The organism is Pasteurella multocida (assembly GCF_900187275.1).
In the GTDB taxonomy this organism is placed as follows: Bacteria; Pseudomonadota; Gammaproteobacteria; order Enterobacterales; family Pasteurellaceae; genus Pasteurella; species Pasteurella multocida.
This window is the reverse complement of record NZ_LT906458.1, coordinates 2,083,282-2,110,249: the sequence shown is the minus strand read 5'-3', so window position 1 is coordinate 2,110,249 and position 26,968 is coordinate 2,083,282. Positions and strand designations below refer to the sequence as shown.

Here is a 26,968-nt window from a genome sequence, read left to right as displayed (position 1 = left end):
CTATTAATAATCTAAATCGTCTTGATGTAATTGATAATCCGCTTTTAATGCTTCGACTAATTCCACGAAATCTGTTGGCAAAGGCGCATGCCATTCCATCAGCTCACCTGTAATGGGGTGTTCTAAACGAAGCATAATCGCGTGCAATGCTTGACGTTTAAAATCACGCAAAGTTTGCATCAATTCTTCACTGGCATTTTTCGGCGGTCGTGGACGTCCACCATAGGTTTGATCACCTAATAAAGGATGGGCAATATGTGCCATATGCACACGAATTTGGTGGGTTCGCCCGGTTTCAAGACGTAAACGCAAACGGGTATAGTTGCGAAAGCGCTCCATAATGCGATAATGGGTCACCGCCGGTTTCCCCATAGGGTGTACTGCCATATGCGTACGTTTCGTCGGATGACGTGCCATCGGCTGATCCACCATACCGCCTTTCGTCATGATGCCACAAGCAATGGCTTCATATTCGCGGGTAATTTTACGCTTTTGTAAATCTCGTACTAATTTTGTTTGTGCAGGAATGGTTTTCGCAATCACCATTAATCCCGTTGTATCTTTATCTAAACGGTGTACGATGCCCGCACGAGGTACTTCTGCAATAGCAGGATAATGATAAAGTAAAGCATTTAATACGGTCCCAGAGGCATTACCCGCACCGGGATGCACAACGAAATCCTTAGGTTTATTAATCACTAAGATATCGTCATCTTCGTACACAATATTTAGCGGTAAATTCTCAGGCTCAAAACGGGTGTCATCTTCAATCTCCACCACAATTTCAATTTGCTCGCCTCCATAAACCTTGGCACGCGGTACGTTCACAACGTCGCCATTGACGTGAACTAAATCCTGTTCAATCCACGTTTTTAAGCGAGAACGAGAATAATCTGGGAACAATTCAGCTAAAGCTTGGTCTAACCGTTGTCCCAGTTGAGATAGCTGAATTTCAGCTGAAAGGGTGATTTGTGCCATAAATAAAAAAATCCATGAATGAGGTTTGCTTATTTAATAATGTTATATACAATAATGAGTCATTGTAACTCATTTATCATTGCTCGTAAAAATAAGGATTATCTAATGCGTAAATTAAAATCGTTCACGTTTATTGCTTTAACCGCATTTGCTATCACTGCGTGTTCCGGCTCTAAAGATGTTGAACAGCGTCCAGAACAAGAGCTTTATAATGTTGGTCAAACGCATTTACAAAACGGAGATTATTCACAAGCAATCCGTTATTTGGATGCTGTCCGTAGCCGTTTCCCTGGTAGTAGTTATAGTGAACAAACACTATTAAATTTGATTTATGCAAATTATAAAACGCAAGATTATACACAAACTTTAGTCTTAGCTGATCGTTTTTTCCAACAATATCCGACAAGCCGAAATTTAGATTATGTCCTTTATATGGCAGGCTTAACGAATGCAGCATTAGGTGATAACTATATTCAAGATTTATTTAGAATCGATCGCGCTACACGTGAAAGTAGCTCAATCAAAGCCGCATTCGCGAACTTCCAGACCCTAGTGCAAAATTTCCCAAACAGCCCTTATGCACAAGACGCGCTTGCTCGCATGGCGTATATTAAAGCCAGCCTTGCTCGTCATGAATTAGCGATTGCCAAATTCTATGCGAAACGTGATGCACATGTTGCTGTGGCAAATCGTGTTGTAGGCATGCTACAACAATATCCAGATACACAAGCAACTTATGAAGCTTTACCGTTGATGCAAGAGGCTTACGAAAAAATGAATTTAAACGATCTGGCTGCCAAAACTGCCGCGATTATCGAAGCCAATAAAGACAGAACCTTTGCTGAAATCGAAAAACCAGCGGAGCCTGAAGGCTTATTAAAACAATAAACCACTTATGATTTAAAAAATAGGACGAGTGTTACACTTTGTCCTATTTTTTTATGTCATTTATTCTGCAATCAAAATCTGTGCAAGTGGCATATCCCAAGCTTGGCTAGGTAAATGGTCAACAAATTGACAGGCATGTGCAAGTCCTACAGGGATAAAAGATTTTTCCTGCCAACCTTGTAACGTGCGATCATAAAATCCCCCGCCCATTCCAAGACGATTCCCTTGTTTATCGAAAGCAACAAGAGGCGTAAAAATTATCTCTAGCGCGCTTATTGGCACAACGTCTTGAACATTGAGTTGAGGTTCTAAAATACCAAATGAATTCTTATACAGAACCGATTCTGGATGATAGCATAAAAACAACAAATGCCCCGGACAAAAAGGATGCAAAACAGGTACAGCAACTTGTATGCCTTGCTGCCATAAACACGTAATGAGCTGCTGAGTAGATACTTCTCCATCGAAAGATAAATAAAGCGCTACTGTGTTTGCTTTTTTCTGTGCAATCAACTGCAATGCTTGTTGTGTAATAGACTGTTCGGCTTGTTGTTGCTCAAGTGCGGTGAGTTTTTGACGACGTTTTCGAATGTCATTTCGAATTTTTTGGCGAAGCAGAGAATCGGTATTCATGGATATTGGTTGTAAGGGAAGAACCCGAGATGCCGCTGCAAGTCTCAGTCCTTGAACCCAACGGTTCAAGGGAATCAGTTATAACTATTTTTAGGCTTCTTAGTCAAGCTAAGCATGCACACCAACAATTAGAAACCGATTCATAAAATAAAAGTATCGGCTCAGGGACATAACCCACTGGCAAACACCTCAGGTAATCTTTACTTAATACTAGCTTAATTTAAGGTGATTGACTAGCGATAATTCACACATCTCACCTTCCGTCACCCTAATCGCAAATTAATTGTTCACTTTTTGGGTTAAAATGCTTTCAAGAGAATGATCAAGTTGTTGAATGCGGTGCTGTAATAACGCCTCAATTGAGGTAGTCTTTTGCTGTGCTTGTAATAATTCATAGCTTAAATTTAACGCAACAATCGACAACACGCGTTCTAACTGTAAAATCCCTGTGCGTTCTTTCATTTCACTGACGCGTAAATCAAGCTCTCTTGCTGCTTGTTTTAATGCTTCATGCTGCTCTTCTGGACAATTTAAACGTAAAACCTGCCCTAATACAGGTAACTCAATACTTTTAGACGACATCTCGCCTCCATTCAGCGTAATTATCAGGATTTAGGATGGCGACATTATGCCATAGCTAAAAAAATCCGTCTAATTATTGGTTGCCTAGTCGTAGAGTGGTAAACTGAACAGAATTTATTACAGCATAACCTAAGGATACAAGTATGTCGTCGTATTCCGACTTTTCTCAACAATTAAAAACTGCCGGTATTGCTTTATCTGCCGCAGAATTACATGGTTTTCTCACAGGTCTAATCTGCGGGGGCATCCACGATCAAAGTTGGCAACCCCTGCTTTTCCAATTTACGAATGAAAATCACGCTTATCCCACCGCACTGTTGCAAGAAGTCACTCAAATACAGCAACGCATCAGCAAGAAATTAGCCGATATTGATGGGTTTGACTTTGAATTATGGTTACCTGAAAATGAAGATGACGTCTTTACGCGTGCCGATGCATTATCCGAATGGACAAACCATTTCTTACTTGGTTTGGGGCTCGCCCAACCGAAATTAGATAAAGAGAAAGGTGATATTGGTGAAGCTATTGATGACTTACACGATATCTGTCAACTCGGTTACGACGAAAGTGACGATAAAGAAGAACTCAGCGAAGCATTAGAAGAAATCATTGAATATGTCCGTACTCTAGCTTGTTTGTTATTCACACATTTTCAACCCCAACTCCCTGAACAAAAACCCGTATTACATTAAGTGAGATGATAAAGGAGAATAAAATGGATTTAGCTTATATGGCTGCGATGCCTCAAGAAGAATTTGCTGAACGCCGCCATCGTGTCTTTCAACAAATGCAAGAGGATGCTGTACTTATCGTTTTCTCTGAAATTGAAAAACGCCGTAGCAACGACTGTACTTATCCTTTCCGTCAAGACAGCTATTTTTGGTATTTAACTGGGTTTAATGAACCCAATTCCGTCTTGATTCTGGCTAAACATGGACAAACAACCGAAAGCATTATTTTTGTTCGTCCTTCCGATCCCTTACGTGAAACTTGGGATGGTCGCCGTTTAGGTGTAGCCAATGCTCCCCAAAAGCTGCAATTAGATCGTGCCTTCTCAATTGAAGATTTTCATACCGAATTGCCTAAAATTTTAGCAAAAAGTACTGCACTTTATCATGTTAACGCACTTCACCCTTGGGGCGATGCATTATTAGTTGAAAATGATATCAATTTAGAAACAACCCTTTGTTGGAAAGGCATGTTAGATGAAATGCGCTTATTCAAATCTGACAACGAAATCGCCCTTATGCAACAAGCCGGACAAATCAGTGCCTTGGCCCACATTCGAGCTATGCAAAAAACACGTCCAAATCGCCTTGAATATGAAATTGAAGGGGAGTTATTGCATGAATTTAACCGTTTTGGTGCGCGTTTTCCATCTTATAATGCGATTGTTGCCGGTGGTGAAAATGCCTGTATTCTGCATTACACTGAAAATGATATGCCACTAAAAGATGGTGATTTAGTGCTGATTGATGCGGGTTGTGAGTTTGCGATGTATGCAGGCGATATTACACGGACTTTCCCTGTGAATGGAAAATTTAGTCAAGCACAACGAGAAATTTATGACATCGTGTTAAAAGCACAAAAACGGGCGATTGAATTATTAGTACCAGGCAATTCTATCCAACAAGCTAACGATGAAGTCGTTCGGATCAAAGTGGAAGGCTTAGTGAAATTAGGTATTTTACAAGGTGATGTAGAAACCCTGATCCAAAATGAAACCTATCGCCAATTTTATATGCATGGGCTAGGTCACTGGCTAGGGCTTGATGTCCATGATGTTGGTAGCTATAGCAAAGATCAGCAGAATAATAACCGCAATAGTAAAGTACGTGACCGTCCACTTGAAGTCGGTATGGTATTGACAGTTGAACCGGGGCTTTATATTTCAGAACAAGCAGATGTCCCTGAGCAATACAAAGGAATTGGTGTCAGAATTGAAGATAACCTACTAATCACCGAATACGGTAATAAAAATCTCACTAGTGCTGTACCAAAAGAAATCGATGAGATTGAAAAATTAATGGCGGGCAAATAAAGGATCATTTTATGCTTGAAGCAGCAAACTACGATGTGATTATTGTAGGTGGGGCGATGACCGGAACAACGCTGGCCCTTGCACTCAGTAGCAAAACAGCGGGGAAAATGAGAATTGCTGTCCTTGAAAAGCAAGTAACTCATCATCACCAACAAAGTGGCTTTGATGCGCGTTGTATTGCTTTATCTGACGGTAGTTGCCAGCGTTTTGCGCAAATCCAATTACTTCAGTCACCGCATCTTTGGTCACGTTTGCAGCCCGTCAGCACCCCCATTCATAAGATCCACGTGTCTGACAAAGGGCATAGTGGTTTGCTGGAATTCAGGGCACAAGAGTTTAATTTGCCCCAATTAGGTGCAGTCATTGAATTAACCCAAGCAGGGCAAATACTCCTCAATGCCATTCAAGAATACACGCATATTGACTACCTTGCACCGATTGAAATTGAAAACATCACACGAAATGACGCGCATGTCGAAATCAAGCTGAAAAATCACCGCACTTTACGTGGTCAACTTTTAGTTGGCGCAGATGGTACACAATCCTTGGTCGCCAAAGCCGCTAATATCGCACAGAAAGTCGTACGCGAATATCGCCAAACAGCGATCATCACCAATATCTTGGTACAACAAGATCATCAGTATCGCGCTTTTGAGCGTTTTACCGATGAAGGACCGCTTGCTTTATTGCCAATGCAAGACAATCTGATGTCATTAGTTTGGTGCGTTAAAGATGCTCAACAATTAATGACACTCAATGATCAGGCGTTTTTATCTGCCTTACAAGATCGTTTCGGCTGGCGTCTAGGTAAACTGCTACAATGTGGACAACGTTTTACTTATCCATTGAATCTATATCAAGCCGAACAACATATCCAGCCGCGCATTGCTTTAATTGGCAATGCCGCCCAAACTCTGCATCCGATTGCGGGGCAAGGTTTCAATTTAGGCATTCGCGATGTGATGACCCTCGCCGATGTGGTCGCCACACATTATCTACAACAAAAAGATATCGGTACTTACGCACATTTACAAGCATATGAAAAACAACGTCAGTCAGATCAACAGCAAACGCTACGCTTAACTGATGATTTACTTTCTATCTTTGCAAATCATTTATTACCATTACAATTTGGACGAACACTTGGCTTAATGACACTGTCGCAATCAACCTTATTGCGACAACATTTTGCCAAACTGGCATTAGGGTGGACTTAAACATGAAAACATTTGATCTGGTTATTGTCGGTGGTGGCATGGTTGGGCTCGCTCTCGCTGCTCGCCTCGCTAACGCACCACTACACATTGCGCTGATTGAGGCATTTCCGCCAACAACCTCACTAGAAACAGTTACTCATCGCGTGAGTGCGTTAAACCTGGCGAGCCAGCATTTACTGACTCAACTCGGTGTCTGGCAAGACATCACCCACATACGAGCAACGGAATACAATGCCATGCACGTATGGGAAAAAGATAGCTTTGCTCATATTCATTTTACGACCGCAGGATTAGGCATTTCTCACTTAGGGCATATTGTTGAAAACCACGTAATTCAGCAAACATTATGGCAAAAAGTGAATCAACAAAAAAATATCGAAATACTCACCGCACTTCCACAAACATTAGGCTTAACCGAAAGCCACGCTATGATCTCACTCAATGATGGTCAAATGATCGCCGCCAAATTATTAGTGGCTGCCGATGGTGCAAACTCTTGGGTACGCAAACAAGCGAACATTCCACTTGTTTTTAGAGATTATGGACATCATGCATTAGTTTGTAATGTGGCAACCACAGAACCGCACCAACATTGCGCACGCCAGATCTTCTCAAAAGACAGTATCCTTGCCTTCTTACCCTTACATCAACAACACCTTTGTTCGATAGTTTGGTCACAACCTGGAGAACAAGCAGAGCACCTTGCACAATGTGATGAAGAAGAATTTAATCGCGCATTATCTGTCGCCTTCGATATGCATCTGGGATTATGTCAAGTTCAAGGGGAAAGACAAGCGATTAAGTTAACAGCACGTTATGCCCGTGATTTTGCTCAAAATAGAATTGCGCTCGTAGGTGATGCAGCACACACTATTCATCCTCTAGCAGGTTTAGGGGTCAATTTAGGCTTACAAGATGTTATCGAATTGGCGCGGACAATAGAAGAAAATATAAAAGCAGATGTGGATATTGGACAATATCGTTATTTACGCCACTATGAACGTAAACGGAAGAAAGAGGCCATGAAAATGTTACTTGTCATGCAAGGCTTAAAAGATCTTTTCCATGGAGATCATCCAATCAAGAAAATGATCAGGGGCATTGGATTGAGTGCAACTGATAAATTTAGCCTTGTCAAAACAGAATTAATGAAACAAGCCTTAGGATTATAATGACACATATAAAAAAAGCGTGGTTTGATATTTATCGAACCACGCTTTTTTATCCCTTCTCATTTATCCTAGCATGCTGATCAGATACTACCTAACAACATTTCTATAAAAGAGACCGTACTAGAACACTCGGATTAAGTCAAATTTTCGTCATACTATCTTATACACACGAAATATAAGTTGTGAAAATGATAATATTGAGACGATTTTTAGAAAACAAAAAAGCCGTAAGTTAATGATTTACTTACGACTTTATCTACATAATAATGGCAGGGGCGGAGAGGCTCGAACTCCCAACACCCGGTTTTGGAGACCGGTGCTCTACCAATTGAACTACGCCCCTAGAAAGAAAGCGAAACCTAATTCGCTTAAATAAGTGGCGGAACGGACGGGACTCGAACCCGCGACCCCCTGCGTGACAGGCAGGTATTCTAACCAGCTGAACTACCGCTCCGCGAAATTTGATATTTGGTAGTGACCTACTCTCACATGGGGAAACCCCACACTACCATCGGCGTTACAACATTTCACTTCTGAGTTCGGCATGGGTTCAGGTGGGTCTGCTGCACTATGGCTACCAAAAAATTTTTATTTGATTAATTCACTTATCATTAAATGAATTAATCAAATAATGACCTGGCGGTATCCTACTCTCACATGGGGAAGCCCCACACTACCATCGGCGTTACAGCGTTTCACTTCTAAGTTCGGCATGGAGTTAGGTGGGTCCACTGCACTATCGCCGCCAAGATATTCGGTTGATGTCTTCTCTTGTCTTCTCTATTCTTCTGTTCTTCCTTCTGTGCTTTCTTCACTCTCGCACTTTAATCAAAAACAAGCTGTCTAAAGTAATTTTCTCTTCTTCGTCTTTTCGTCTAACGTCTCACTCAACACCCAAAAACACTTGAGCGTTGTATGGTTAAGCCTCTCGGGCAATTAGTATTGGTTAGCTCAATGTATCACTACACTTACACACCCAACCTATCTACGTCGTAGTCTACAACAACCCTTACTGACTTAAAGTCAGGGATGACTCATCTCTTGGCAAGTTTCGTGCTTAGATGCTTTCAGCACTTATCTCTTCCGCATTTAGCTACCCAGCAATGCCTCTGGCGAGACAACTGGAACACCAGTGATGCGTCCACTCCGGTCCTCTCGTACTAGGAGCAGCCCCAATCAATCATCCAACGCCCACGGCAGATAGGGACCGAACTGTCTCACGACGTTCTAAACCCAGCTCGCGTACCACTTTAAATGGCGAACAGCCATACCCTTGGGACCTACTTCAGCCCCAGGATGTGATGAGCCGACATCGAGGTGCCAAACACCGCCGTCGATATGAACTCTTGGGCGGTATCAGCCTGTTATCCCCGGAGTACCTTTTATCCGTTGAGCGATGGCCCTTCCATTCAGAACCACCGGATCACTATGACCTGCTTTCGCACCTGCTCGACTTGTCTGTCTCGCAGTTAAGCTTGCTTATACCATTGCACTAACCTGACGATGTCCGACCGTCATTAGCAAACCTTCGTGCTCCTCCGTTACGCTTTGGGAGGAGACCGCCCCAGTCAAACTACCCACCAGACACTGTCCGAGTACCCGTTTCAGGCACTTCGTTAGAACATCAAACGTTAAAGGGTGGTATTTCAAGGTCGCCTCCACAATGACTGGCGTCACTGCTTCAAAGGCTCCCACCTATCCTACACATCAAAATTCAATGTTCAGTGTCAAGCTATAGTAAAGGTTCACGGGGTCTTTCCGTCTAGCCGCGGGTACACCGCATCTTCACGGCGATTTCAATTTCACTGAGTCTCGGGTGGAGACAGCCTGGCCATCATTATGCCATTCGTGCAGGTCGGAACTTACCCGACAAGGAATTTCGCTACCTTAGGACCGTTATAGTTACGGCCGCCGTTTACTGGGGCTTCGATCAGGAGCTTCTCTTTCGATAACACCATCAATTAACCTTCCAGCACCGGGCAGGCATCACACCCTATACGTCCACTTTCGTGTTTGCAGAGTGCTGTGTTTTTAATAAACAGTTGCAGCCAGCTGGTATCTTCGACTTACTTCACCTTCATCCGCGAGGGACTACAATTACTGTAAGCGCACCTTCTCCCGAAGTTACGGTGCTATTTTGCCTAGTTCCTTCACCCGAGTTCTCTCAAGCGCCTGAGTATTCTCTACCTGACCACCTGTGTCGGTTTTCAGTACGGTTTAGTAAAGCCTTTCGCTTAGTGGCTTTTCCTGGAAGCTGGGTATCGGTAACTTCAGCTCCGTAGAGCCTCGTCATCACGTCTCGTTGTTGTATGAAAGAGCGGATTTGCCTACCCTTTCCAACTACCTGCTTAAACGAACATATCCAACAGTCCGCTTACCTAACCTTCTCCGTCCCCACATCGCAGCTTTACCAAGTACGGGAATATTAACCCGTTTCCCATCGACTACGCTTTTCAGCCTCGCCTTAGGGGCCGACTCACCCTGCCCCGATTAACGTTGGACAGGAACCCTTGGTCTTCCGGCGAACGAGTTTTTCACTCGTTTTATCGTTACTTATGTCAGCATTCGCACTTGTGATACGTCCAGCAACCCTCTCGAGCCACCTTCATCCGCTTACACAACGCTCCCCTACCCAACAGAATAAATTCTGATGCCGCAGCTTCGGTGCTATATTTGAGCCCCGTTACATCTTCCGCGCAGGCCGACTCGACTAGTGAGCTATTACGCTTTCTTTAAATGATGGCTGCTTCTAAGCCAACATCCTAGCTGTCTAAGCCTTCCCACTTCGTTTCCCACTTAATATAGACTTCGGGACCTTAGCTGGCGGTCTGGGTTGTTTCCCTCTCCACGACGAACGTTAGCACCCGCCGTGTGTCTCCTGAGTATCACTCTTCGGTATTCGCAGTTTGCATCGGGTTGGTAATCCGGGATGGACCCCTAGCCGAAACAGTGCTCTACCCCCGAAGGTGTCCGCTCAAGGCTCTACCTAAATAGATTTCGGGGAGAACCAGCTATCTCCCGGTTTGATTGGCCTTTCACCCCCAGCCACAAGTCATCCGCTAATTTTTCAACATTAGTCGGTTCGGTCCTCCAGTTAGTGTTACCCAACCTTCAACCTGCCCATGGCTAGATCACCGGGTTTCGGGTCTATACCTTGCAACTCAACGCCCAGTTAAGACTCGGTTTCCCTTCGGCTCCCTTATTCAGTTAACCTCGCTACAAAATATAAGTCGCTGACCCATTATACAAAAGGTACGCAGTCACAAGGTTGCCCTCGCTCCTACTGCTTGTACGTACAGGGTTTCAGGTTCTATTTCACTCCCCTCACCGGGGTTCTTTTCGCCTTTCCTTCACAGTACTGGTTCACTATCGGTCAATCAGGAGTATTTAGCCTTGGAGGATGGTCCCCCCATCTTCAAACAGGATTTCTCGTGTCCCGCCTTACTTATCGTAAGCTTAGTTCCACTAACATACTTTCGAGTACGGGATTATCACCCTCTTTGATTTGGCTTCCCAGCCAATTCCTCTAATATGCTAGCTAAAACTTACTGGCTCTTCCGCTTTCGCTCGCCGCTACTCACAGAATCTCGGTTGATTTCTTTTCCTCGGGGTACTTAGATGTTTCAGTTCTCCCGGTTCGCCTCAATAAACTATGTATTCATTTATTGATAGTAGATTCTTCATCTACTGGGTTTCCCCATTCGGATATCTTGGATTAAACGCCTCTTATCGACTCATCCAAGCTTTTCGCAGATTAGCACGTCCTTCATCGCCTCTGATTGCCAAGGCATCCGCCCTGTACGCTTAGTCACTTAACCATACAACCTCAAGTATTCTTACTTAATCTCAATTAATCCATTAACCTTTGCTAATGCATTAATCAAGTTTCATCACCTTGATGTTGTGTTTAAACGCTAAACACTTGCATGCCTTTTTTCATGCAAGATTTTTCTACTCAGACTTTCTTTCGAAAATCTCTTCAGTTTTTCAGCTTGTTTCCAATTTTTTAAAGAACAGTAAAGACAACAAAAGTCATCTTTAAATGGCGTCCCCACGGGGATTCGAACCCCGGTTACCGCCGTGAAAGGGCGATGTCCTAGGCCTCTAGACGATGGGGACAACATGTAAAGATGCTCTCCACTTTGCCATATATTTCATTCATACAATCTACTAAACAATCTGTGTGAACACTTGCAGTCGTTCCATTTTAGGTAAGGAGGTGATCCAACCGCAGGTTCCCCTACGGTTACCTTGTTACGACTTCACCCCAGTCATGAATCATACCGTGGTAAACGCCCCCCCGAAGGTTAAGCTATCTACTTCTGGTACAACCCACTCCCATGGTGTGACGGGCGGTGTGTACAAGGCCCGGGAACGTATTCACCGCAACATTCTGATTTGCGATTACTAGCGATTCCGACTTCATGGAGTCGAGTTGCAGACTCCAATCCGGACTTAGATGCACTTTCTGAGATTCGCTCAAGCTCGCACTCTCGCTGCCCTCTGTATGCACCATTGTAGCACGTGTGTAGCCCTACTCGTAAGGGCCATGATGACTTGACGTCATCCCCACCTTCCTCCAGTTTGTCACTGGCAGTCTCCTTTGAGTTCCCGACCGAATCGCTGGCAACAAAGGATAAGGGTTGCGCTCGTTGCGGGACTTAACCCAACATTTCACAACACGAGCTGACGACAGCCATGCAGCACCTGTCTCTAAGTTCCCGAAGGCACAAGCTCATCTCTGAGCTCTTCTTAGGATGTCAAGAGTAGGTAAGGTTCTTCGCGTTGCATCGAATTAAACCACATGCTCCACCGCTTGTGCGGGCCCCCGTCAATTCATTTGAGTTTTAACCTTGCGGCCGTACTCCCCAGGCGGTCGATTTATCACGTTAGCTTCGGGCACCAAGCATATAGCCCAATCCCCAAATCGACAGCGTTTACAGCGTGGACTACCAGGGTATCTAATCCTGTTTGCTCCCCACGCTTTCGCACATGAGCGTCAGTACATTCCCAAGGGGCTGCCTTCGCCTTCGGTATTCCTCCACATCTCTACGCATTTCACCGCTACACGTGGAATTCTACCCCTCCCTAAAGTACTCTAGACTCCCAGTCTGAAATGCAGTTCCCAAGTTAAGCTCGGGGATTTCACATCTCACTTAAAAGTCCGCCTGCGTGCCCTTTACGCCCAGTTATTCCGATTAACGCTCGCACCCTCCGTATTACCGCGGCTGCTGGCACGGAGTTAGCCGGTGCTTCTTCTGTAATTAACGTCAATGATGCTATCTATTTAATAACATCCCTTCCTCATTACCGAAAGAACTTTACAACCCGAAGGCCTTCTTCATTCACGCGGCATGGCTGCGTCAGGGTTCCCCCCATTGCGCAATATTCCCCACTGCTGCCTCCCGTAGGAGTCTGGACCGTGTCTCAGTTCCAGTGTGGCTGGTCATCCTCTCAGACCAGCTAGAGATCGCAGGCTTGGTAGGCCTTTACCCCACCAACTACCTAATCCCACTTGGGCTCATCTTATGGCAGGTGGCCCTAAGGTCCCACCCTTTCCTCCTCAGAGAATACGCGGTATTAGCTGCAGTTTCCCACAGTTATCCCCCTCCATAAGCCAGATTCCCAAGCATTACTCACCCGTCCGCCACTCGTCAGCAAAGAAAGCAAGCTTTCTTCCTGCTACCGTTCGACTTGCATGTGTTAAGCCTGCCGCCAGCGTTCAATCTGAGCCATGATCAAACTCTTCAATTCAAAGTTCAATCGCTCAATAAACTGCTTAGCTAAAAGTTTACATTTACTTCAAAAGTATCATGAATTTTCAGTATTAAGCACCTATTAAGACTTCAATTTTAAAATTTTTTTAAATGAAATCAATCAACAAGTGCCCACACAGATTGTCTGTTAGATTGTTAAAGAACAAAAAACAACGACGCGAGGTGTATCTACTATCTCGTACAACGTCGCGTCGTTGTGTGGGGCGTATTATAGGCATTTTAAAACCCTTTGCAACCCCTTTTTACAAAAAAAATTAAATTTTTTATTAAAAGATTATTTTTTAAACTTAATGTGTAAATCTTGTTAGATTTTTGTTAACTTTTTAATCCTTTTATCAGTTTTGGTAGATCCGCAATGGACGCTAACAAATAATCTGCTTGTTTTACACCTTCTGCTGTAATCGGTTTTCCTGTTTTCACTAAAACAGTATTTTTGATATTTGCTGCTTTTCCTGCTAACACATCCTCAACTTTGTCACCCACCATAAAAGAAGCACTAGGATCAATCTTAAGTTCTTTGATCGCTTGTAATAGCATACCCGCTTTTGGTTTACGACAATCACAAACTTGACGATACTCTCCTTTTCCGTCTATATGATGTGGACAATAATAAATGCCATCAAGATCAACGCCTCGATCTGCCAGCGACCAATCCATCCATTCTGTCAGCTGTAAAAATTGATCTTCGCTAAAATATCCACGCGCAATACCTGACTGATTTGTTACAAGTACCAATAAATAGCCCATCGCTTTCAGTTGTTGTAACGCTTCAATGCTACCGTCAATAAATTGAAACTGATCAATTTCATGAACATAGCCATGATCAATATTTAATGTGCCATCTCGATCTAAAAAAATTGCTTTTTTCATATGAGAGCCTTCCTTTTATTTAAATGTGCTTTAAATTATCCCTTTTCTTGACTCACTTCGCAAATAAAGTCGCGATTATTTCTATCTCATAACAAATTGTACTAAAAATATTAAAATTACATATTGACACGGAAATCTAGACGTCTAAAATACACAGCCAATGTAACAAAAAATGATAAACAAAGGGCTTATATGATTAAGCTAGAAAAGATTAGTAAAATGTTTGATGTGTCAGGTAAAAAATTGACCGCACTTGATAATGTTTCACTGCATGTACCTAAGGGGCAAATCTGCGGTGTGATTGGTGCATCTGGCGCAGGGAAAAGTACTTTAATTCGTTGTGTCAACTTACTTGAGACCCCTTCTTCTGGTGCTGTCATTGTTGATGGTAAAGATTTAACACAGTTAAAAAATGCGGATTTAGTGCACGAGCGTCGCCATATTGGCATGATTTTCCAACACTTTAATTTATTAACATCACGCACAGTATTTGGCAATATCGCGTTGCCATTGGAGTTGGAAAATACACCAAAAGAGAAAATTCATCAAAAAGTGAATGAATTACTTGCATTAGTGGGTTTAACTGACAAAAAAGATGTCTATCCCTCAAATTTATCAGGTGGACAAAAACAGCGAGTCGCTATTGCTCGTGCACTGGCAAGTGAGCCAAAGGTTTTATTATGTGATGAAGCCACCAGTGCTTTAGATCCTGCAACAACGCAGTCTATTTTGACATTATTGAAAGAAATTAACCGCACATTAGGGATCACGATTCTTTTGATCACCCATGAAATGGAAGTCGTAAAACGTATTTGTGATCATGTGGCTGTTATCGACAAAGGACGTTTGATCGAGCAAGGTTCGGTGAGTGAGATATTCTCGAATCCTCAAACTCAACTGGCAAAAGAGTTTATCCGTTCCACATTCCATATTAGCCTGCCAGAAGAATATATGGAAAAATTAACCGAAACACCAAGAAATGCGACATCTTGGCCAATTGTAAAATTTGAATTTACTGGTCGCACTGTCGATGCCCCTGTATTATCGCAAGCATCTAAAATGTTTGGGGTCGATCTGAGTATTTTAACTTCGCAAATCGACTATGCAGGCGGTGTTAAATTTGGTTTTGTGATTGCTGAAATGGAAGGTGATGACGAAGCGATTACCAGAACAAAAACCTATTTAATGGAACATAATGTAAAAGTTGAGGTATTAGGCTATGTTTGATCAATTATGGGCAGATTTCACCCAAGAAATGACACCAAGAATTTGGGAGCTCGTTGGTCTTTCGACTCTTGAAACACTTTACATGGGGTTTATTGCCACCTTATTTGCTATCGTGATTGGGTTACCCATTGGTTTATTAGCTTTTCTAACAGGTAAAGGTGAAATTTTAGAAAATCGTCGTGCCAATCAAGTATTAAATGTAATCATCAATATTGGTCGTTCAGTACCTTTTATTATTTTACTGATTATTTTACTTCCTTTTACTCGTTTGGTGGTTGGAACAACATTAGGGACAACAGCGGCTATCGTGCCATTAAGTGTGTCTGCCATTCCCTTTTTCGCACGTTTAACTGCAAATGCATTATTGGAAATTCCAAGTGGCTTAACAGAAGCCGCAAAATCCATGGGAGCGACAAACTGGCAAATTGTCACCAAATACTATTTACCAGAATCGATCCCAATTTTAATTAATGGCATTACGCTTACCTTAGTCGCTTTAATTGGTTACTCTGCGATGGCGGGTGCTGTCGGCGGTGGTGGCTTAGGTAATTTAGCCATTACTTATGGTGAACACCGCAATATGATCTATGTAAAATGGATCGCAACCATCATTATCGTCCTGATCGTTATGTTAAGCCAAAAGTTGGGCGACCACTTAGCAGAACGTTTTGATCACCGTTAATTGAAATATAATTTACACAACATCATTTTTTAGAGGATTTTCTATGAAATTAACAAAACTTTTTGGTCTAGCAACACTGGTTTCTGCTGTCGCACTAGCAGGTTGTAAAGATGATAAACCGGCAGCCGCTGCTGCACCACAAGAACCTGCTGCGCGTAAATTAACTGTTGGAGTGATGACAAGTGCTGAAGCGCAAGTGACAGAAGTTGCTGCCAAAATTGCGAAGGAAAAATATAATATTGATGTGAAATTAGTTGAGTTTACGGAATACACTCAACCAAATGATGCATTAACGAAGGGCGATTTAGATGCTAATGCCTTCCAACACAAACCTTACATGGACAAAGAAGTTGAGCAACGTGGTTATAAATTGGCGATCGTAGGCAATACATTCGTTTTCCCAATTACAGCGTATTCTAAAAAAATCAAAAATGTCTCTGAGTTACAAGATGGGGCAACTGTTGCGGTACCAAACAATCCAAGTAACTTAGGTCGTGCATTATTACTTTTAGAAAAACAAGGCTTAATTAAGTTAAAAGATCCAAGTAACTTATTCTCAACCTCAATTGATGTGATTGAGAATCCAAAAAATCTCCAAATCAAAGAAGTTGAAGGTTCACTACTTCCACGTATGTTAGATGATGTCGATTTCGCGATCATCAACAATAACTATGCTGTACAACAAGGTTTAACCGCTGAAAAAGATGGTATCTTTGTCGAAGATAAAGATTCACCTTATGTTAACTTAGTGGTGAGCCGTGAAGATAATAAAGACAATGAAGCGATCAAAGATTTTGTGAAAGCATTCCAAACCGAAGAAGTGTATCAAGAAGCACTTAAACACTTCCAAGGTGGTGTGGTTAAAGGTTGGTAAGACGCAACTATTACTTACATTTCAGTACTCCCCGGTCAACTTGACTGGGGATTTTTTTATTCTTTTTTCGCCTTCTATGACATAGCGTTTAATCTTTCTTTTCAATTCATCCTTTAAATTTTCATTACACTGTTAACATCTCTTTATAGACAGCCCTTCTATATAAACTTTCCCCCCTTACTTTCGCAACAGGCGCATATTATAACTAACTCAGTACAAGAACATATTATGATGAACTCTTCTGATACCCGTATTATGTCAGATGTGATAAAGCTCATCTTTCTAGGCGAAGCATACTCAAATTAAGTGGGACAAAATGAATCGCCCAACATAACATGGATTGCTGTTATCCCTGAACAAGGCGAATTCAAACGTTTCTTAACGGCACCCAATGGTAGTGAAGTCACTGGTATTGCCTTTACACCGGATAATAAAACCATGTTTATTAATATCCAGCATCCTGGTGATGCCTGATAGCGGGTGACTGAACCTGACCAAGTGACCGCGATCTCAACTTGGCCAGATAGACAAGGAAAAACACGTCCACGTTCTGCTACCGTGGTGATTCAAAAAGAAGACGGTGGGGTTATTAGTTCATAAGGGAAAGATAGGGACCGTAAAAGTGCGGTTGATTCTGAGAAAAATTTTATAACTCACCGTAAGGTTGAGAGATAAAAGGCAGAGAAGTCGTATTCTCTGCCTTTGACATTTATGCTATTCCCCACACCGCAATTATTCTACAGTAACGGCTTTTGCAAGGTTTCTCGGTTGATCCACGTCGGTTCCCTTAATTAAGGCAACGTGATAAGCCAACAATTGCATAGGAATGGTATAAAAAATCGGGGCAATCACTTCATTGACTTTTGGCATCGTCATAATTTTCATTCCTTCCGTTTCAGTAAAGCCGGCTTCTTTATCAGCAAATACGTAAAGCTGTCCGCCACGAGAACGCACCTCTTCAATATTGGATTTTACTTTTTCTAAAAGATCATTAGTTGGTGCGACCACAATCACCGGCATATCCGCATCAATTAACGCAAGTGGACCATGTTTTAGCTCACCCGCGGCATAGGCTTCCGCATGAATATAAGAGATTTCTTTTAACTTTAACGCGCCTTCCATCGCAATCGGATAATACTCTCCTCGTCCTAAAAACAAGGCATGGTGTTTATCCGCAAAATCTTGCGCGAGACTTTCAATTTGTTGATTAAATGCTAATGCTTTCTCTATCTCAGCAGGTAAAGATTGCAGGGCCTTAACCAGTTCTTCTTCCTGCGACAGAGAAATGTTCCCTGTGACTTTACCAATGGCAATCACTAGCATCAGTAAGGTTGCCAATTGTGTGGTAAAAGCCTTTGTTGATGCCACGCCAATTTCTACTCCCGCGCGAGTCATAAAGGCAAGATCTGATTCTCGTACCAGTGAAGAGCCCGCTACATTACAAATCGTCATCGCACCCATATAACCTTTTTCTTTAGCTAAACGTAATGCGGCTAACGTATCAGCAGTTTCACCTGATTGGGAAAGGGTAATCAATAAACTCTTAGGGCGCGTCACAAATTTGCGATAACGAAACTCTGAAGCAATTTCCACATCACAGCTTATTCCTGCTAAATGTTCAAACCAATAACGCGCTACCATACCTGCATTGTAAGAGGTGCCACAAGCCACAATCTGAATATGTTCAACCTGCTCTAATAATCGTTCTGCGCCATTACCGATGCTGTCCACCAAGACATTATGCTGATGCAATCTGCCCTCAAGGGTATTTAAGATAGCACGAGGTTGTTCAAAAATCTCTTTTTGCATGAAGTGACGAAATGTGCCTTTTTCCGTTGCATCGTGTGTAAGATGAGAGTCTTGGCTGTCACGTTGAACGGGATGTCCATTCACATCGTAAATATCGACGGTGCGTCGAGTAATTTCTGCTACATCCCCTTCTTCTAAAAAAATAAAACGACGTGTCACATTTAACAAAGCAAGTTGATCTGAGGCTAGGAAATTTTCCCCTATCCCTAAACCAATCACTAATGGGCTACCTGAGCGAGCTGCAACAAGATGATTTGGTTGTTCACAGTCCATCACAACCATCCCATAAGCCCCTTTTAGCTGTTTTACGACCTGCTGCACAGCTCGTAACAACGAAGTTTCGTTACGCATTACCCAATGCACTAAATGGGCAATCACTTCAGTATCGGTCTGAGAGAGAAATTGATAACCCTTCTGTTGTAAATCAATGCGTAATTGTTCATAGTTTTCAATAATTCCATTGTGCACTACCGCAAACTGACCTGATACATGAGGGTGTGCATTATCTTCAGAAGGCGCACCATGTGTTGCCCAGCGGGTATGAGCGATCCCTGTGCCCCCTGTTATTTTTTCAGCCGCAACGGCTTCAGCTAATACCTGTACTTTTCCTAAACAGCGAACACGTTGCAATCGTTTCTCTTGATCGACAATGGCTATCCCTGCTGAATCATAGCCCCGATACTCCAAACGATGTAAACCATTCACTAAAATTTCTGCTACATCACGTTGTGCAATTGCACCAACAATACCACACATAGTATTCTCCTTTTTATAAAAAGTTTAATGTGTTAAGTTTACGCTAAAGAAAATTAAAACATGAGGCTCATTATAGTTAGCAGGTCAGTTTATGCAAATATTAAATACAGAAAACTGATTCATTTGGAGTGTTTGTGTACATATGAAAAAGTATGACTTAATTATTTAACAGCGTCTTTTAAGGCTTTACCAGCAACGAAAGCAGGCACTTTAGAAGCAGCAATTTTGATTTCTGCACCTGTTTGTGGGTTACGCCCTGTACGCGCTTTGCGTGAATTTACTTTGAATGTACCAAAGCCGATTAATTGCACTGGTTCACCCGCTTTTAAACTACCAGAAATCGCTTCTAGAGTTGCTTCTAATGCTGCTTTTGCTTGCTTCTTGTTTAACTCAGCCGCACTTGCAATCGCATCAATTAAATCCGTTTTGTTCATAAATAAATACCTTCTACTTTTTATTTAAATCGTGAGGAAAGACATGATGTGTTTCCGATAAAATGATTACTGTAGACACAGCAATGCCAAGCTTAATCTAAGTTCGCCATAAAACAAAGCAAGATTTTCAAATTTTGTTATAAACATCACATTATTGCTCAGTTTCTATACCGATATTAGAGATTCCCGTGCTGCGCAGTTCATTTTTTAAGTCTAAAATCAGCGCAATATCACGCTTCTCACACGCGTTCAAAGTGCGGTAAATAAGCCACTGGAGGTCCAATTCTTGCTGAATTTCCTCACTTTCTTTTAAGGCTTTTTCAGATAATGCTTGTTCAGCTTGCTGTTCTAAAAAAGTCGCCACAGTTTGTAATGATAATTGGCTTATTTTTATGGCTTGTTCTAAACTGGAACCCGCAATCAGTGTATGCAAAAGCTCAGAAAGGGCTTCACAGGCATCTGCAGCTGGAAGTGCACCATAAAATTGGTGTTCATTTAAATCTGGAATAATATTTTCTAATTTTTCTAACTGGTTCTCAAAATTGATTTTGGCGCCTTTCACCGTCAAATGTTCCCAAACCAAGTTCAAAATATTCTGATATAGTTTGCCGTTTTCCTCTTGCTCAACGACCTGACAGAATAATTGAAAGTTCGGTAACATACGTTCACAAAGGCACGCCATAAAAGTGATATGTTGCCACGTTTCAAGATTTTCTAAGCGTTTATGAATAGGGTTTCGCATAATTCTCCTGCGTATTATTTATGATAGGGTTGAGAAAATTGATGAATCGCGTTAACAAACACCGCTGGGCTTTGTTCTGGCACATCTTGATGAATACCATGACCAAGATTGAACACATGACCAGATCCCTCACCAAAATCCGCCAAAATGGACCGCACTTCTTGTTCAATACGAGCAGGTGAGGCATATAGTACCGATGGATCCATATTGCCTTGTAACGCCACTTTATGTCCGACTCTGGCTTTGGCTTGTGCCAAATTAACCGTCCAATCAACGCCCAACGCATCGCAACCAGTTTCTGCCATGGCTTCTAACCACATGCCACCACCTTTCGTAAACAAGGTTACCGGCACTTTACGTCCTTCATTTTCTCGTATTAATCCTGCGACAATTTTGTGCATATAGTGCAATGAAAAATCTAAATACTCACGATGCCCTAACACACCACCCCATGTATCGAAGATCATCACTGACTGTGCGCCGGCTTTAATTTGTGCATTCAAATAGAGTATGACAGCATCTGCCAGTTTATCTAATAATTGATGCAATAATTGGGGATCGGCATACAGCATTTTTTTTATTTTAGTGAAGGCTTTACTGCTGCCACCTTCTACCATATAGGTTGCTAATGTCCAAGGGCTACCTGAGAAACCAATCAACGGCACTTCCCCTTTTAATTCACGGCGAATGGTGCGTACTGCATTCATCACATATTGTAATTCACCTTCAGGATCGGGAATGGGTAAATTTTGCACTGCACGTTGCGTTTCAATTGGATGCGCAAATTTCGGTCCTTCGCCCACCCCAAAACTTAAGCCTAACCCCATGGCATCTGGGATAGTTAAAATATCAGAAAATAAAATGGCGGCATCCAACGGGTAACGACGTAGAGGTTGTAACGTGACCTCACAAGCTAGCTCTGCATTGCGACATAAAGACATGAAGTCCCCCGCGACGGCTCTCGTCGCACGGTATTCTGGTAAATAGCGTCCCGCTTGACGCATCATCCAAACCGGTGTCATATCGACAGGCTCACGTAATAATGCTTTTAAATAGCGATCATTTTTTAATGCAGTCATGTTGCTTTCCTTTCTTCCTCAGCACACAGTTGCAATGTATGCTCAATTAATTTTAACGCGATAGTGCCTTTCGGTGGTAACTCTGGGAGGGGCGCATTATAATCAAACCATTGCGCATCATGAATTTCCATTTCTTGTACACAAATCTCTCCTCCTGCATAATCGGCTAAAAAGCCAATCATAGCAGAATTAGGAAAAGCCCAAGGTTGGCTCCCGAAATAACGTAAATTCTGAATCTGAATGCCTGTTTCTTCCAACACTTCTCGATGTACCGCCTGTTCAAAGGTTTCACCTACTTCAACAAATCCCGCTAAAGTCGTGTAAATGCCGCCCTTATGACGTTGGTGGTTAGCCAATAGAATTTGTGCACCACGGCGTACCGCGACAATAATACAAGGACAAATCACAGGGTAAGTGCGGTGTGAACAAGATGGATTCTGACATTGAATCGCCCATTCCTGCTGCACAAGGTCAGTAGGATGTCCACATTTGCCACAAAAACGATGAGTTTTAAAGAAATGGTTTAGCTCAACACCACGGTTAAGCAGATTAAAATGCGCTTCTGGCAACGCTAATAAGCTACGTAAAGAGAAATAGGTTCGCTGATCGTCCGCTATCTCCTCCACCAACCATAAAGGCCGCCCATTGAGCTCACCAATTATCATCCCATTATAGCCTTGTAACTGAAAATCAATTGCCTTACCTTGAGGTAGCTCCCCATTAATCAAATATAAGGCTGAATCTTGGGTTAATAACCAATAACCGGCATCATCAGGTTGAATCGCATTCATATAGGCTCACAAAATATAGCAAAAAATGACCGCACTTTTTGCTGTTTGGAATGGAATAAAGTGCGGTCATTATAAAGGGAATTTTGCAATTTAGCGAATAAAAAACCCGAACCTAAGGCTCGGGCTTTTTGCTTAATCAGGCTTATTCTGCATCATCAGCCATATTTAACATTTCTGCTAAACTTGCTGTGGCGTCTTCTGCAGTCACCGTAAATTCTGCTGCGATTTCTTCTTCATCTGCAGCAGATAATTTCACTGGCATTTCATCACTCATCACCACTTTCTTCTGACGATTTTGGTGGTAAGCAAAACCGGTACCCGCTGGGATTAAACGCCCCACAATTACGTTCTCTTTCAAGCCACGTAATTCATCACGTTTACCTGCCACTGCGGCTTCCGTTAACACACGTGTGGTTTCTTGGAACGACGCTGCTGAGATAAATGACTCAGTTGCAAGAGACGCTTTAGTAATACCAAGCAATTCACGTTCAAATTCCACTAACGGTTTACCTTCAGCTTCACGCTTACGGTTCACAATTTTCACGCGTGCCACTTCAACTTGCTCACCCTCTAAGAATTCAGAGTCATAAGCTTTCGTGACAATGCCTTTACGTAACATTTGGCGAACGATCACTTCGATGTGTTTATCGTTAATTTTTACCCCTTGTAAGCGGTAAACTTCTTGTACTTCGTTAACGATATATTCTGTGACTGCGTGAACGCCACGTAAGCGTAAGATATCATGTGGGGTTTCTGCACCATCTGAGATCAAGTCACCACGTTCCACCATTTCGCCTTCAAATACGTTGAGCTGACGCCATTTTGGAATCATTTCTTCGTAAGTTTCACCTTCAGCCGGGGTGATCAATAAGCGACGTTTACCTTTGGTTTCTTTACCGAAGGACACGATACCTGAAATTTCCGCCAAGATGGCTGGCTCTTTCGGTTTACGTGCTTCAAATAAGTCTGCCACGCGTGGAAGACCACCGGTAATATCTTTCGTTCCTACCGATTCTTGTGGAATACGTGCTAATGGTTCACCGATATGGACTTCCGCATTGTCGTCTAAGGTCACGATCGCTTTACCTGGTAAGAAGTACTGTGCTACCACGTCTGTCCCTGGAATTAAGATATCATTACCTTTCGCATCCACTAATTTGATAGCTGGACGTAAGTCTTTACCTGCTGTCGCACGTTCACCCACATCTTGTACCACGATGGAAGATAAACCAGTCAACTCATCGGTTTGACGTGTCACGGTTAAACCGTCAATAAGGTCAATGAATTTCACAAAACCACTTACCTCAGACACTACTGGCATAGTATGTGGATCCCAGTTTGCTACGGTTTCACCGGCTGTCACCTCTTGCCCATCACCTTTGCTTAAAATCGCACCGTAAGGCACTTTATAGTGCTCTTTTGTACGACCAAAGGCATCAATAATGGTTAATTCGGTGTTACGTGATGTTAACACTAACTTACCTTCGTTATTGGTGACAAATTTCACGTTGGCTAAACGTAAGGTACCCGTGTTTTTCACTTGGATACTGGATTCTTTCGCTGCTGCAGATGCCGCACCACCGATATGGAAGGTACGCATCGTTAACTGTGTACCCGGTTCACCGATAGATTGTGCCGCAATAACACCCACGGCTTCACCTTGGTTGATTAAGTGACCACGTGCAAGATCACGTCCATAACATTTAGCACACACACCGAAGTCTGTGTTACAGGTTACAACGGAACGCACTTTGATGCTATCCACAGAATTACTGTCGATCACATCACACAATTTCTCATCTAATAAGGTATTGCGTGCAATCAACACTTCTTCTGTGCCTGGTTTCAACACGTCTTCTGCCACCACACGACCTAATACACGATCACGTAGTGCTTCTTTCACGTCACCACCTTCGATTAATGGGGTCATCACGATACCTTCGTGTGTACCACAGTCATCTTCGATGATCACTAAATCTTGTGCCACGTCCACTAAACGACGGGTTAAGTAACCGGAGTTCGCTGTTTTTAATGCCGTATCCGCAAGACCTTTACGCGCACCGTGGGTTGAAATAAAGTACTGTAATACGTTTAGACCTTCACGGAAGTTTGCGGTAATTGGGGTTTCAATGATCGAACCATCTGGACGCGCCATCAAACCACGCATACCCGCTAACTGACGAATCTGTGCTGCAGAACCACGCGCACCCGAGTCCGCCATCATAAAGATACTGTTGAAAGAGGCTTGTTTCTCTGGTTGACCTTCACGGTTGATCACTTCTTCAGTCGATAGGTTTTCCATCATGGCTTTCGCAACACGTTCGTTTGCTGCCGCCCAAATATCGATCACTTTGTTATAACGTTCGCCCGCTGTCACTAAACCTGATTGGAACTGCTCTTGGATTTCCGCTACTTCGTCTTCTGCTGCAGAAATAATTTCGTATTTCTTGGCAGGAATGACCATGTCATCGATACCTACAGAAGAACCAGAACGTGCCGCATACGCAAAACCAGTGTACATGATTTGGTCCGCAAACAAGACGCTTGGTTTCATCCCTAAGCGACGATAGCTCTCGTTGATTAACTTAGAAATCGCCTTTTTACCTAAGGTTTGGTTAAATAAGCTAAATGGCATCCCTTTTGGTGCGATCATCCAAAGAATCGCACGACCAATGGTCGTATCCACTAAGTTAGTTTGTGGCTCAAACTCGCCTACCGCATTTTTCACGTATTCTGTGATACGCACTTTGACACGAGAATGTAATTCGACTTGACCGGTACGATACGCTTTTTCCGCTTCACGTGGGTCTTGTAACAACATGCCTTCACCTTTACCGTTCACTTTATCACGGGTCATATAGTAAAGACCTAATACCACGTCTTGTGAAGGAACGATAATCGGCTCACCGTTTGCAGGTGATAAAATGTTGTTGGTTGACATCATTAATGCACGTGCTTCTAACTGTGCTTCTAATGTCAATGGCACATGAACCGCCATTTGGTCACCGTCGAAGTCCGCGTTGAACGCCGCACAAACAAGTGGGTGTAACTGGATCGCTTTACCTTCGATCAATAAAGGTTCAAAGGCTTGGATACCCAAACGGTGCAACGTTGGCGCACGGTTTAATAAAATTGGGTGCTCACGAATTACGTCCGCTAAGATATCCCATACGATCGCATCTTCACGCTCAACCATTTTCTTCGCGGCTTTAATAGTTGAAGCGAAGCCACGGCTTTCTAATTTTGCATAGATAAACGGACGGAATAATTCCAATGCCATTTTTTTCGGTAAACCACATTGGTGTAGGTGTAGGTATGGACCTACGGTGATTACCGAACGACCTGAATAGTCAACACGTTTACCTAATAGGTTTTGACGGAAACGACCTTGTTTACCTTTGATCATATCCGCAAGTGATTTTAATGGACGACGGTTAGAGCCAGTAATAGCACGACCACGACGACCGTTATCTAATAACGCATCTACTGATTCTTGTAACATACGTTTTTCGTTACGCACGATGATATCTGGTGCGATTAAGTCTAAAAGACGTTTTAAACGGTTGTTACGGTTAATCACACGACGATATAGATCGTTCAAATCTGAGGTCGCAAAACGACCGCCATCAAGTGGTACTAACGGACGTAAATCTGGTGGTAATACCGGTAATACGGTCATTACCATCCATTCAGGCTTGTTACCAGATTGAATAAAGGCTTCTAACAGTTTTAAACGTTTAGTGATTTTCTTACGTTTGGTTTCTGAGTTCGTTTCTTGTAATTCTTCACGTAAGTTTTCACATTCTTGCGGTAAATCCATATCGCGCAATAAGGCTTGGATAGCTTCCGCCCCCATTTTCGCGTCAAATTCATCACCCCAACGATCTTCCGCATCGATATATTGTTCTTCGGTTAATAACTGACCTTTATCGAGATCCGTCATTCCCGGCTCGATCACAATATAAGATTCGAAGTATAAAACGCGTTCGATATCACGTAATGGCATATCAAGTAATAAACTGATACGGGACGGCAGTGATTTTAAGAACCAAATGTGCGCCACGGGTGAGGCAAGTTCAATGTGACCCATACGCTCACGACGTACTTTGGTTTGAGTGACTTCCACACCACATTTTTCACAGATCACACCACGGTGTTTTAAGCGTTTGTATTTACCACATAAACATTCGTAATCTTTTACTGGTCCGAAAATACGTGCACAGAAAAGACCGTCACGCTCTGGTTTAAAGGTGCGGTAGTTAATGGTTTCAGGTTTTTTAACTTCACCAAATGACCAAGAACGGATCATGTCCGGTGAGGCTAAACCAATTTTGATCACATCAAAATCTTCACTTGTTTTTGATTGTGCTTTTAAAAACTTAACTAAGTCTTTCACAGATTTGCTCCTGTCGGAGT

At 42.7% G+C, this 26,968-nt stretch carries 20 protein-coding genes, 3 tRNA genes, 4 rRNA genes and 1 other RNA gene; 10 read left to right on the top strand and 18 right to left on the bottom strand.

Annotated elements, in window-relative coordinates; all coding sequences use genetic code 11:
* Positions 1 to 3: 3 nt before the first annotated feature.
* The gene (gene rluD / locus CKV69_RS09835) at positions 4 to 978 is read right to left on the bottom strand and encodes a 23S rRNA pseudouridine(1911/1915/1917) synthase RluD (RefSeq protein WP_005752230.1); all 975 of its coding nucleotides are present in this window, start codon (positions 976 to 978) and stop codon (positions 4 to 6) included.
* A 105-nt stretch (positions 979 to 1,083) separates the two neighbouring features.
* On the opposite strand from rluD, the gene CKV69_RS09830 reads away from it, so the two are divergent.
* Complete coding sequence (locus CKV69_RS09830; RefSeq protein WP_015702674.1) at positions 1,084 to 1,866, top strand: outer membrane protein assembly factor BamD; 783 nt, start codon at positions 1,084 to 1,086, stop codon at positions 1,864 to 1,866.
* A 60-nt stretch (positions 1,867 to 1,926) separates the two neighbouring features.
* On the opposite strand, the gene CKV69_RS09825 is transcribed toward CKV69_RS09830, so the two are convergent.
* The 3 genes from CKV69_RS09825 to CKV69_RS09815 form a co-directional block, all read right to left on the bottom strand.
* Complete coding sequence (locus CKV69_RS09825) at positions 1,927 to 2,499, bottom strand: 5-formyltetrahydrofolate cyclo-ligase (protein ID WP_015702673.1); 573 nt, start codon at positions 2,497 to 2,499, stop codon at positions 1,927 to 1,929.
* A 17-nt stretch (positions 2,500 to 2,516) separates the two neighbouring features.
* A non-coding RNA gene (gene ssrS, locus CKV69_RS09820) (6S RNA) lies at positions 2,517 to 2,698 on the bottom strand.
* Positions 2,699 to 2,778: 80 nt separating this feature from the next.
* Positions 2,779 to 3,081: a cell division protein ZapA gene (locus CKV69_RS09815; protein ID WP_005718731.1), complete on the bottom strand. Its 303-nt coding sequence runs from the start codon at positions 3,079 to 3,081 to the stop codon at positions 2,779 to 2,781.
* A gap of 143 nt (positions 3,082 to 3,224) precedes the next feature.
* On the opposite strand from CKV69_RS09815, the gene CKV69_RS09810 reads away from it, so the two are divergent.
* Genes CKV69_RS09810 through CKV69_RS09795 form a run of 4 tightly spaced genes read left to right on the top strand, consistent with a single transcriptional unit; the run spans position 3,225 to position 7,511 of the window.
* On the top strand, positions 3,225 to 3,773 hold the full coding sequence (locus tag CKV69_RS09810) for a YecA/YgfB family protein (RefSeq protein WP_005724622.1): 549 nt from the start codon (positions 3,225 to 3,227) through the stop codon (positions 3,771 to 3,773).
* A gap of 23 nt (positions 3,774 to 3,796) precedes the next feature.
* A complete protein-coding gene (gene pepP, locus CKV69_RS09805) occupies positions 3,797 to 5,122 on the top strand; it encodes a Xaa-Pro aminopeptidase (RefSeq protein ID WP_015702672.1) in 1,326 nt (441 codons plus the stop codon).
* 11 nt (positions 5,123 to 5,133) lie between these two features.
* Positions 5,134 to 6,339, top strand: a complete 1,206-nt coding sequence (ubiH, locus tag CKV69_RS09800; protein ID WP_010907305.1) for a 2-octaprenyl-6-methoxyphenyl hydroxylase — start codon at positions 5,134 to 5,136, stop codon at positions 6,337 to 6,339.
* Positions 6,340 to 6,341: 2 nt separating this feature from the next.
* Entirely contained in the window at positions 6,342 to 7,511 is a 1,170-nt protein-coding gene (locus CKV69_RS09795; protein ID WP_015702671.1) for an FAD-dependent 2-octaprenylphenol hydroxylase, read from the top strand.
* Positions 7,512 to 7,778: 267 nt separating this feature from the next.
* On the opposite strand, the gene CKV69_RS09790 is transcribed toward CKV69_RS09795, so the two are convergent.
* The 8 genes from CKV69_RS09790 to gmhB all read right to left on the bottom strand — a co-directional run bounded on the left by CKV69_RS09790 (position 7,779) and on the right by gmhB (position 14,158).
* Positions 7,779 to 7,854: transfer RNA gene (locus CKV69_RS09790), tRNA-Trp, on the bottom strand.
* Between the two features lie 34 nt (positions 7,855 to 7,888).
* Positions 7,889 to 7,965: transfer RNA gene (locus CKV69_RS09785), tRNA-Asp, on the bottom strand.
* Positions 7,966 to 7,977: 12 nt separating this feature from the next.
* Positions 7,978 to 8,093: ribosomal RNA gene (rrf, locus tag CKV69_RS09780) — 5S ribosomal RNA — on the bottom strand.
* 52 nt (positions 8,094 to 8,145) lie between these two features.
* A 5S ribosomal RNA gene (gene rrf, locus CKV69_RS09775) occupies positions 8,146 to 8,261 on the bottom strand.
* Positions 8,262 to 8,426: 165 nt separating this feature from the next.
* A 23S ribosomal RNA gene (locus tag CKV69_RS09770) occupies positions 8,427 to 11,329 on the bottom strand.
* Positions 11,330 to 11,554: 225 nt separating this feature from the next.
* Positions 11,555 to 11,630, bottom strand: a tRNA-Glu gene (locus CKV69_RS09765).
* Between the two features lie 93 nt (positions 11,631 to 11,723).
* Positions 11,724 to 13,265, bottom strand: a 16S ribosomal RNA gene (locus CKV69_RS09760).
* Together the 16S, 23S and 5S rRNA genes with 3 tRNA genes alongside form the textbook arrangement of a ribosomal RNA operon.
* Positions 13,266 to 13,603: 338 nt before the next feature.
* Entirely contained in the window at positions 13,604 to 14,158 is a 555-nt protein-coding gene (gene gmhB / locus CKV69_RS09755) for a D-glycero-beta-D-manno-heptose 1,7-bisphosphate 7-phosphatase (RefSeq protein ID WP_005755313.1), read from the bottom strand.
* Positions 14,159 to 14,350: 192 nt separating this feature from the next.
* On the opposite strand from gmhB, the gene metN reads away from it, so the two are divergent.
* The 5 genes from metN (at position 14,351) to CKV69_RS09730 (ending at position 17,541) form a co-directional block, all read left to right on the top strand.
* Positions 14,351 to 15,385 (top strand): methionine ABC transporter ATP-binding protein MetN, encoded by a 1,035-nt coding sequence (gene metN / locus CKV69_RS09750; protein WP_015702670.1) that lies wholly within the window; start codon positions 14,351 to 14,353, stop codon positions 15,383 to 15,385.
* Positions 15,378 to 16,067 carry a methionine ABC transporter permease gene (locus CKV69_RS09745; protein WP_005718785.1) on the top strand — a complete coding sequence of 230 codons (690 nt, stop codon included), beginning with the start codon at positions 15,378 to 15,380 and terminating at the stop codon, positions 16,065 to 16,067. The genes metN and CKV69_RS09745 overlap by 8 nt, the downstream gene beginning before the upstream one ends.
* 43 nt (positions 16,068 to 16,110) lie before the next feature.
* Positions 16,111 to 16,941, top strand: a complete 831-nt coding sequence (locus tag CKV69_RS09740; protein WP_038641817.1) for a MetQ/NlpA family lipoprotein — start codon at positions 16,111 to 16,113, stop codon at positions 16,939 to 16,941.
* Between the two features lie 306 nt (positions 16,942 to 17,247).
* The gene (locus CKV69_RS09735; RefSeq protein WP_005752243.1) at positions 17,248 to 17,415 is read left to right on the top strand and encodes an alkaline phosphatase PhoX; all 168 of its coding nucleotides are present in this window, start codon (positions 17,248 to 17,250) and stop codon (positions 17,413 to 17,415) included.
* Between the two features lie 6 nt (positions 17,416 to 17,421).
* The gene (locus CKV69_RS09730; protein ID WP_016532846.1) at positions 17,422 to 17,541 is read left to right on the top strand and encodes a hypothetical protein; all 120 of its coding nucleotides are present in this window, start codon (positions 17,422 to 17,424) and stop codon (positions 17,539 to 17,541) included.
* Positions 17,542 to 17,673: 132 nt separating this feature from the next.
* Here the strand turns inward: CKV69_RS09730 and glmS are convergent, their stop codons facing one another.
* The 6 genes from glmS to rpoC form a co-directional block, all read right to left on the bottom strand.
* Positions 17,674 to 19,506, bottom strand: coding sequence for a glutamine--fructose-6-phosphate transaminase (isomerizing) (gene glmS / locus CKV69_RS09725; RefSeq protein ID WP_005718791.1), 1,833 nt, complete (start codon positions 19,504 to 19,506; stop codon positions 17,674 to 17,676).
* Positions 19,507 to 19,667: 161 nt separating this feature from the next.
* Entirely contained in the window at positions 19,668 to 19,940 is a 273-nt protein-coding gene (locus CKV69_RS09720) for an HU family DNA-binding protein (protein ID WP_005724684.1), read from the bottom strand.
* 151 nt (positions 19,941 to 20,091) lie between these two features.
* On the bottom strand, positions 20,092 to 20,682 hold the full coding sequence (locus CKV69_RS09715) for a YjaG family protein (protein ID WP_005718796.1): 591 nt from the start codon (positions 20,680 to 20,682) through the stop codon (positions 20,092 to 20,094).
* Positions 20,683 to 20,696: 14 nt separating this feature from the next.
* Entirely contained in the window at positions 20,697 to 21,761 is a 1,065-nt protein-coding gene (gene hemE, locus CKV69_RS09710) for a uroporphyrinogen decarboxylase (RefSeq protein WP_005736025.1), read from the bottom strand.
* Entirely contained in the window at positions 21,758 to 22,552 is a 795-nt protein-coding gene (gene nudC, locus CKV69_RS09705; protein ID WP_015702667.1) for an NAD(+) diphosphatase, read from the bottom strand. The genes hemE and nudC overlap by 4 nt, the downstream gene beginning before the upstream one ends.
* Positions 22,553 to 22,694: 142 nt before the next feature.
* Positions 22,695 to 26,948 (bottom strand): DNA-directed RNA polymerase subunit beta', encoded by a 4,254-nt coding sequence (gene rpoC, locus CKV69_RS09700; RefSeq protein ID WP_038641814.1) that lies wholly within the window; start codon positions 26,946 to 26,948, stop codon positions 22,695 to 22,697.
* Between the last annotated feature and the right edge of the window lie 20 nt (positions 26,949 to 26,968).

What these genes read in the sequence shown, in the direction of transcription:
- hemE (WP_005736025.1), bottom strand. Translation starts at nt 21,761, where the DNA reads ATGACTGCATTAAAAAATGATCGCTATTTAAAAGCATTATTACGTGAG.
- glmS (WP_005718791.1), bottom strand. Translation starts at nt 19,506, where the DNA reads ATGTGTGGTATTGTTGGTGCAATTGCACAACGTGATGTAGCAGAAATT.
- ubiH (WP_010907305.1), top strand. Translation starts at nt 5,134, where the DNA reads ATGCTTGAAGCAGCAAACTACGATGTGATTATTGTAGGTGGGGCGATG.
- nudC (WP_015702667.1), bottom strand. Translation starts at nt 22,552, where the DNA reads ATGAATGCGATTCAACCTGATGATGCCGGTTATTGGTTATTAACCCAA.
- rluD (WP_005752230.1), bottom strand. Translation starts at nt 978, where the DNA reads ATGGCACAAATCACCCTTTCAGCTGAAATTCAGCTATCTCAACTGGGA.
- CKV69_RS09740 (WP_038641817.1), top strand. Translation starts at nt 16,111, where the DNA reads ATGAAATTAACAAAACTTTTTGGTCTAGCAACACTGGTTTCTGCTGTC.
- CKV69_RS09720 (WP_005724684.1), bottom strand. Translation starts at nt 19,940, where the DNA reads ATGAACAAAACGGATTTAATTGATGCGATTGCAAGTGCGGCTGAGTTA.
- CKV69_RS09715 (WP_005718796.1), bottom strand. Translation starts at nt 20,682, where the DNA reads ATGCGAAACCCTATTCATAAACGCTTAGAAAATCTTGAAACGTGGCAA.
- pepP (WP_015702672.1), top strand. Translation starts at nt 3,797, where the DNA reads ATGGATTTAGCTTATATGGCTGCGATGCCTCAAGAAGAATTTGCTGAA.
- CKV69_RS09825 (WP_015702673.1), bottom strand. Translation starts at nt 2,499, where the DNA reads ATGAATACCGATTCTCTGCTTCGCCAAAAAATTCGAAATGACATTCGA.
- CKV69_RS09830 (WP_015702674.1), top strand. Translation starts at nt 1,084, where the DNA reads ATGCGTAAATTAAAATCGTTCACGTTTATTGCTTTAACCGCATTTGCT.
- CKV69_RS09810 (WP_005724622.1), top strand. Translation starts at nt 3,225, where the DNA reads ATGTCGTCGTATTCCGACTTTTCTCAACAATTAAAAACTGCCGGTATT.
- metN (WP_015702670.1), top strand. Translation starts at nt 14,351, where the DNA reads ATGATTAAGCTAGAAAAGATTAGTAAAATGTTTGATGTGTCAGGTAAA.
- CKV69_RS09815 (WP_005718731.1), bottom strand. Translation starts at nt 3,081, where the DNA reads ATGTCGTCTAAAAGTATTGAGTTACCTGTATTAGGGCAGGTTTTACGT.
- gmhB (WP_005755313.1), bottom strand. Translation starts at nt 14,158, where the DNA reads ATGAAAAAAGCAATTTTTTTAGATCGAGATGGCACATTAAATATTGAT.
- CKV69_RS09795 (WP_015702671.1), top strand. Translation starts at nt 6,342, where the DNA reads ATGAAAACATTTGATCTGGTTATTGTCGGTGGTGGCATGGTTGGGCTC.
- CKV69_RS09745 (WP_005718785.1), top strand. Translation starts at nt 15,378, where the DNA reads ATGTTTGATCAATTATGGGCAGATTTCACCCAAGAAATGACACCAAGA.